Annotated in this window: 6 protein-coding genes; 5 read left to right on the forward strand and 1 reads right to left on the reverse strand. The window is 49.1% G+C overall.

The window, feature by feature from the left end:
• The first annotated feature begins 626 nt into the window (after nt 1-626).
• The 4 genes from ACY0JR_RS20625 (at nt 627) to ACY0JR_RS20640 (ending at nt 4465) form a co-directional block, all read left to right on the forward strand.
• The gene (locus tag ACY0JR_RS20625) at nt 627-1397 is read left to right on the forward strand and encodes a 5'-nucleotidase C-terminal domain-containing protein (RefSeq protein WP_462636061.1); all 771 of its coding nucleotides are present in this window, start codon (nt 627-629) and stop codon (nt 1395-1397) included.
• Between the two features lie 139 nt (nt 1398-1536).
• Nucleotides 1537-2472 carry a bifunctional metallophosphatase/5'-nucleotidase gene (locus tag ACY0JR_RS20630; RefSeq protein WP_462636062.1) on the forward strand — a complete coding sequence of 312 codons (936 nt, stop codon included), beginning with the start codon at nt 1537-1539 and terminating at the stop codon, nt 2470-2472.
• A gap of 96 nt (nt 2473-2568) precedes the next feature.
• Nucleotides 2569-3993 carry a chromosomal replication initiator protein DnaA gene (dnaA, locus tag ACY0JR_RS20635; RefSeq protein ID WP_462636063.1) on the forward strand — a complete coding sequence of 475 codons (1425 nt, stop codon included), beginning with the start codon at nt 2569-2571 and terminating at the stop codon, nt 3991-3993.
• A gap of 22 nt (nt 3994-4015) precedes the next feature.
• Nucleotides 4016-4465: an RrF2 family transcriptional regulator gene (locus tag ACY0JR_RS20640; protein WP_462636064.1), complete on the forward strand. Its 450-nt coding sequence runs from the start codon at nt 4016-4018 to the stop codon at nt 4463-4465.
• Here the strand turns inward: ACY0JR_RS20640 and ACY0JR_RS20645 are convergent.
• Nucleotides 4456-4740: a hypothetical protein gene (locus ACY0JR_RS20645; protein ID WP_462636065.1), complete on the reverse strand. Its 285-nt coding sequence runs from the start codon at nt 4738-4740 to the stop codon at nt 4456-4458. The genes ACY0JR_RS20640 and ACY0JR_RS20645 overlap by 10 nt on opposite strands.
• Nucleotides 4741-5354: 614 nt before the next feature.
• Here ACY0JR_RS20645 and ACY0JR_RS20650 point away from each other — a divergent pair.
• A complete protein-coding gene (locus tag ACY0JR_RS20650) occupies nt 5355-5993 on the forward strand; it encodes a peroxiredoxin (RefSeq protein ID WP_462636066.1) in 639 nt (212 codons plus the stop codon).
• Nucleotides 5994-6000 lie beyond the last annotated feature (7 nt).

Consider the following 6000-nt stretch of genomic DNA (forward strand, 5'->3'; position numbering starts at 1 on the left):
AAGAATGAATTTACTGTACTGTAAATAGGAGGTGTTCATGGTTGTGTTGGTTTTGGATATTAGGTGATAAGTAAACTGTCTGAAAACACAAGCCATCCTTTTTGCAAAGGAAAATCTGGGAATCAGAGCATCACTTCTGGGTTTGCAGGCTACTTTGTAAAAGCAGCATAACAAACGTTCAGAAGGATATTAGTATACGTTTAAAAAGGGTTTCTGTTCAGCCGGGAGGCCTTGCCATGGCCAGGAATGAACAGTAAGCGGGCGGTGCACCAGAGTGCGAAAACAAAGCGATAAAAACAGGCGGAAGCGTACTATCTTCCTTGCTGGCAAGCGGGTACATGGGGCATAGCGGCTGTAACCGCGTTAACTGCCGTAGGTTTACCTGTAGAGAAAAGAACCGGTTGATTTGAAGCATCATGGGTCTCTGCGCTTGTAATCCTGTCCAGATACCTTTTGCTCTGGAGGGTAACAAGTATAGAAATAAACTATTTAAAAGTCAAGGGGTTAAGGAAGATCCTGGTATGTCAACTGGAACTGTTTTTGCGTTAAAATGGCGAAAGCACCCCAGATACGCCGTTGGGTTTTCAGGCCCCGCCTAGTACCTTTGATAAAATCCGTATTTAAACATGTCTATTTCCACATATTTCCGTACTCGCCACCTCGCTTTTAGCCTGACTCTGACCTTGCTGCTGGCCGGGTGCCAGAAGGAGTTGGTTCCTGCCGTTAGTCTCTCACCCACCACCGATATTCAGGTTAACACCCAGATCTCTGCAGACCCAACCGCTGAGAGCACCATTACCCCTTACCGTACCCGCGTGGACCAAACCATGAACGAGGTGATAGGGCAGGCCCCCCAAGCCATTGACCGGGGAGTTATTGAGTCGCCGCTCGGGAATTTTGTGGCAGATTTGAGTCGCAGCCAAACCATGCAAGTCTACCACAAACCCATTGACATGGGCGCCATGACCAACGGCGGACTGCGTAACCCAATAGACAAAGGCCCCATCACCGTGGGCGATGTATTTGAGCTGATGCCCTTTGAAAACGAGATGCTGGTGCTCACCCTTTCGGGGGCAACCGTGAAAGAGATGTTTGATTTCGCGGCCCGCACCAAAATCCTGTTTGTGGCAAACGCGACCTACACCATGCGCAACAGCCAGGTAGAAAGCATCTTCATTGGCGGCAAACCCTTTGATGTAAACAAAACCTACACCCTGGCTATCTCAGATTACCTGGCCAACGGCGGCGATAACATGGGTTTCCTGAAAAACGCCCTTAAAGTAGAGCAAACCGGCTTGCTGGCTCGGGACGCTATCATGCAGGAAATAAAACAGCGCACCGCTCAGGGGAAACCCATTGTAGCCGAGAAAGACGGGCGTGTGAAAGTCTTAAACTAGTATCAAGTAGTTCGTATCAAGTAGCACGACAAAATTGAACCAATTTGATTGCCTGTGCGGCGAAATACGAGCTACAACCAACTCATCAATTTTAAACAATAGTCGTGTTACTTGCTACACGATACTTGCTACTAAAACAATGAATCGTCGCGATTTTATAAAGAATACCGTGGCCGGAACGGCGGGTTTGGCGATGCTGGGACTTCCCAGCCTGGCAGATGCCGCTACGGCTCCTATTAAACTGACTATTTTACACACCAATGACATGCATTCCCGCATTGACCCGTTCCCCAACGATGGGCGCAAATACGGGGGCATGGGCGGCATGGCCCGCCGGGCTACGTTGGTGAAACAGATTAGGGCGCAGGTACCAAATGTGCTGTTGCTGGATGCTGGTGATATCTGGCAGGGTACGCCGTATTTCAACTTCTTCGGCGGAGAGCTGGAGTACAAACTCATGACCCAGATGGCCTATGACGCCGCTACGTTGGGCAACCATGACTTTGACAACGGGCTGGAGGGGCTGCAAAAACAATTGCCGCATGCCGGTTTTCCGTTCATTGTGGCCAATTATGACTTCTCAGACACTATCCTGAAAGGCAAGTTCCAGCCGTATAAAGTCTTTGTGAAGGAAGGCGTGCGCATCGGCGTGTTCGGGCTGGGCATTCAACTGGCCGGTCTGGTGGCCGATAATAACTATGCCGGCACCAAATACCTGGATCCCGTGGCTACGGCCAATAACATGGTGAAAACGCTGAAAGAGCAGGAAAACGTGGATTTGGTCATTTGCTTGTCGCACCTGGGGTATTCGTATGAGTACGAGAAGATAGATGACCGCAAACTGGCCCAGCAGGTAAGCGGCATTGACCTCATTATTGGCGGACACACCCATACGTTCCTGGATGAGCCCGAGAAAATCACGCATGCCACCGGGCACGTGACGTTGGTGAACCAGGTGGGCTGGTCGGGCATCAACCTGGGCCGCATAGATTACTCCTTTAACAGAAAAAATAAATCAAAAACAAGCACCACGGCCTCCGTTCTGCCTTTAAATAATAGTGTCAGAATTTCATAAGGTTCAAGTTTTTTGTTCAAGAGTTTTTTTCCATTTTTGTAACCCCCTCAAGAAAACGACACTCATTTAAACGCGGGATTGGAAGAAGCGATGTTAATGGTAAAAGACTGTACAACCGTCTGGCATAACTGTTTACAGGTTATCAAAGACAATATTGGCGAGCAGAGCTACAAGACGTGGTTCGAGCCTATTACGCCATTGTCTTTGGCTAATAACGTATTGACCATCCAGGTCCCCAGCCAATTTTTTTATGAATGGCTGGAGGAACATTACGTGGGCCTGCTCAAGAAAGTGGTGTTCCAGGAACTGGGCAGCGAAGGCCGCCTGGAGTATTCTATTATAGTAGACCAAGGCAACGACCACAGCAAACCGCAGACCGTTAGCATCCCTACCAAAAAAGTACCTGCCGCTGTTTCTAACTCCTATAGCCCAGAGCGCAGCTTCCTGAAGAACCCGTTTGAGTCAAAATCCATTGACCGGCACTTCTTCAACTCGCAGCTGAACCAGAGTTATACCTTTGAGAACTACATTGAGGGCGACTGCAACCGCCTTGCCCGTTCGGCTGGTTACGCCGTAGCCAATAAACCGGGTACCACGTCCTTCAACCCCTTAATGGTGTACGGCGGCGTAGGGTTGGGCAAGACCCACCTGGTACAGGCCATAGGCAACCACATCAAGAGCAACAACCCAGACAAGTTCGTGCTGTACGTGTCTTCTGAGAAGTTCGTGAACCAGTTCATTGAGTCTTTGAAGACGAACAACGTGCAGGATTTCGCCAATTTTTACCTGTTGGTAGACATCCTCATCATTGATGACGTGCAGTTCCTGAGCGGCAAGGAGAAAACCCAGGAGATGTTCTTCCACATCTTCAACCACCTGCACCAAAGCGGAAAGCAGATTGTGATGACCTCAGACTGTCCGCCGCGCGATTTGAAAGGCTTGGAAGAGCGTTTGTTGTCCCGTTTTAAGTGGGGCCTCACAGCCGATTTGCAGAGCCCGGATTTTGAGACCCGTATGGCTATCATCTACAAAAAGATGCAGAGCGACGGTATTCTCATCCCAGATAACGTGATTGAGTACCTGGCGTACAGCGTGGATACCAACGTGCGGGAACTGGAAGGTGTGCTTATTTCGTTGATAGCACAGTCCTCCTTGAACCGCAAAGAGATTGACCTGGAATTGGCGAAAGCGGCCCTGAAACACATCATTGAAGATGTGGAAACCGAAGTAAACCTGGATTTTATCCAGAAAACCGTAGCCGAGTATTTCCAGGTAAGTCTGGATTCTTTGAAAGCCAAAACCCGCAAGAAAGAGATTGTGACGGCGCGCCAGGTGGCCATGTATTTCGCGAAGGAATACACCAGCCACTCGCTCAAGTCCATTGGGTACCATTTTGGCGGCCGAGACCATTCTACGGTTATTCACTCAGTACAGACCGTGTCTGACCTGATTGACACCGACAAAAAATTCAAGGCTTCTATTCAGGAGTTGCAGAAGAAGTTCAAGGTGAAGGCGGTTTAATCACGCTTTTCTCTCCCTAATTATGATTTCAAAAAAAGCCAAGTACGCCCTCAAAGCGCTTCTTTATTTGGCGAAGCAGCATGACCGCGGTTTAGTGCTTATCTCTGAGATTGCCGCCGCTGAGCGCATTCCGCGCAAGTTCTTGGAAGCCATTCTGGTAGATTTGAAGGTGCAGCAAATTGTGCAAAGCACCCGTGGCAAAAACGGCGGCTATACCCTGGTGAAGGACCCCGCGCAGATTTCGGTGGGGAATGTCATCAGAATGGTAGACGGACCGTTGGCTCCCGTGCATTGCGTTAGTCACCTGTATTACCGTAAATGCGAAGAATGCGTAGACGAGGCTACCTGTGAGATTCGCCTGCTCATGAAACGAGTGCGGGACGCCACCTGTGATATTCTGGACACTACTTATCTCGCTGATTTCTCCAAAGTCACAGCGTTGGTGATAGAAGAAGAGGCGAATCAGATATAGTTTTTATGTTTTTGTTTTAGGGCTGTTTTGACTGAAAGAAGGTCGAAACAGCCTTTTCTTTTTTGCAAGGTAATCTGAGGTTGGGCATCTTTTGGGACATGCCGTTTGCCTGTTGCTGGCGTGGTGATGCGGTGCGCTGCTTTCGCCGTTGTTGGTGTTATCACCAACAACCTGAAGGACTGCCATTCTAGAAGGAAGATGCTTTGTGCACGCATTTTGCCTGTTACTGGCGTGGCGGTGGGTTGATGCGGAGCCCTAATGCTTTGTTGTTGCATGGTTTCCCTCCGTGCGCTCACGGCCGCGAGGCCCCGTCTTCCCCTCGCGCACTGCCCTTTCGGCCTGCCTTTTCCTCTGCGCTTAGCTTGTGTCTGTCTATGGCCAAAAGCGAGGCGCGCTCGGGAAAGACTGGAAAGGGGAAAGTAGGTTTGGTATAAAATACAAAGTATTATGGTTCAAGTCTGTGACTTGGACCTACCATGACCGGAAGTTTGCAACTTCCGTGAGGAGGCAGCCTCAAATGAATATTTCCGAATCACTACCAGCAATCATCGCGCAAGAGCAGCAATACCGTCCACTCAAAAGACCTCGTAGTGCGCGCAGCTCCTACGAGTGTCTACCGCTATACCGTATACAAGCCCTTTTTCTGGAAAACAGCACCAAAGAGAAGCCACACCACAGGAAAAGGAACTTGGCGGTGAAAGCTCACTTCCTTTGTTAACTTAATAATTTTATTTCTGATTAGTTGGATTTCCAGTAATTGGTGTCTTAATTTGTCTACTTCTTCTATAGAGATTCTAAAGCAGTTTTCGGTTTATAACCTGTGTAGATGAATGATAGGAGGAGTAACAAGAATAGAACTCATTTACTTACCCATAGAACAGACAAAACCATGGCATTACGATTAGGCGACATTGCTCCAGATTTTACCGCAGAAAGTTCAGAAGGCACTATCCATTTCCATGAGTGGATTGGCGATGGCTGGGCAGTTTTGTTTTCGCACCCGCGTGACTATACCCCGGTTTGTACCACCGAACTGGGTGCCGTAGCCCGTATCAAAGACGAGTTTGACCGCAGAGGCGTGAAAGTGGCCGCTTTGAGTGTAGACCCCCTTGACTCGCACCACGGCTGGATTCAGGACATCAACGAGACGCAGAACACCACGGTGAATTTCCCTATCATCGCAGATGCAGACCGTAAAGTGTCTGACCTGTATGACATGATTCACCCTAACGCCAGCGATACGTTCACGGTACGTTCTGTGTTTATTGTAGGACCAGACAAGAAAGTGAAACTGATCTTCACGTACCCAGCCTCTACCGGCCGTAACTTCGCTGAGATTTTGCGCGTGATTGATTCTTTGCAATTAACGGCCAACCACAGCGTAGCCACGCCGGCTAACTGGGAAAACGGGCAGGATTGCGTGATTCTGCCGTTCGTAAAACAGGAAGAAGTAGAAGCGAAATTCCCGAAAGGGCACGTGGTGGTGAAACCTTATCTTCGTCTTACGCCTCAGCCTAACCTAAACTAAAGGGGCT

It is taken from the genome of Rufibacter sp. JT3400010 (assembly GCF_054956755.1).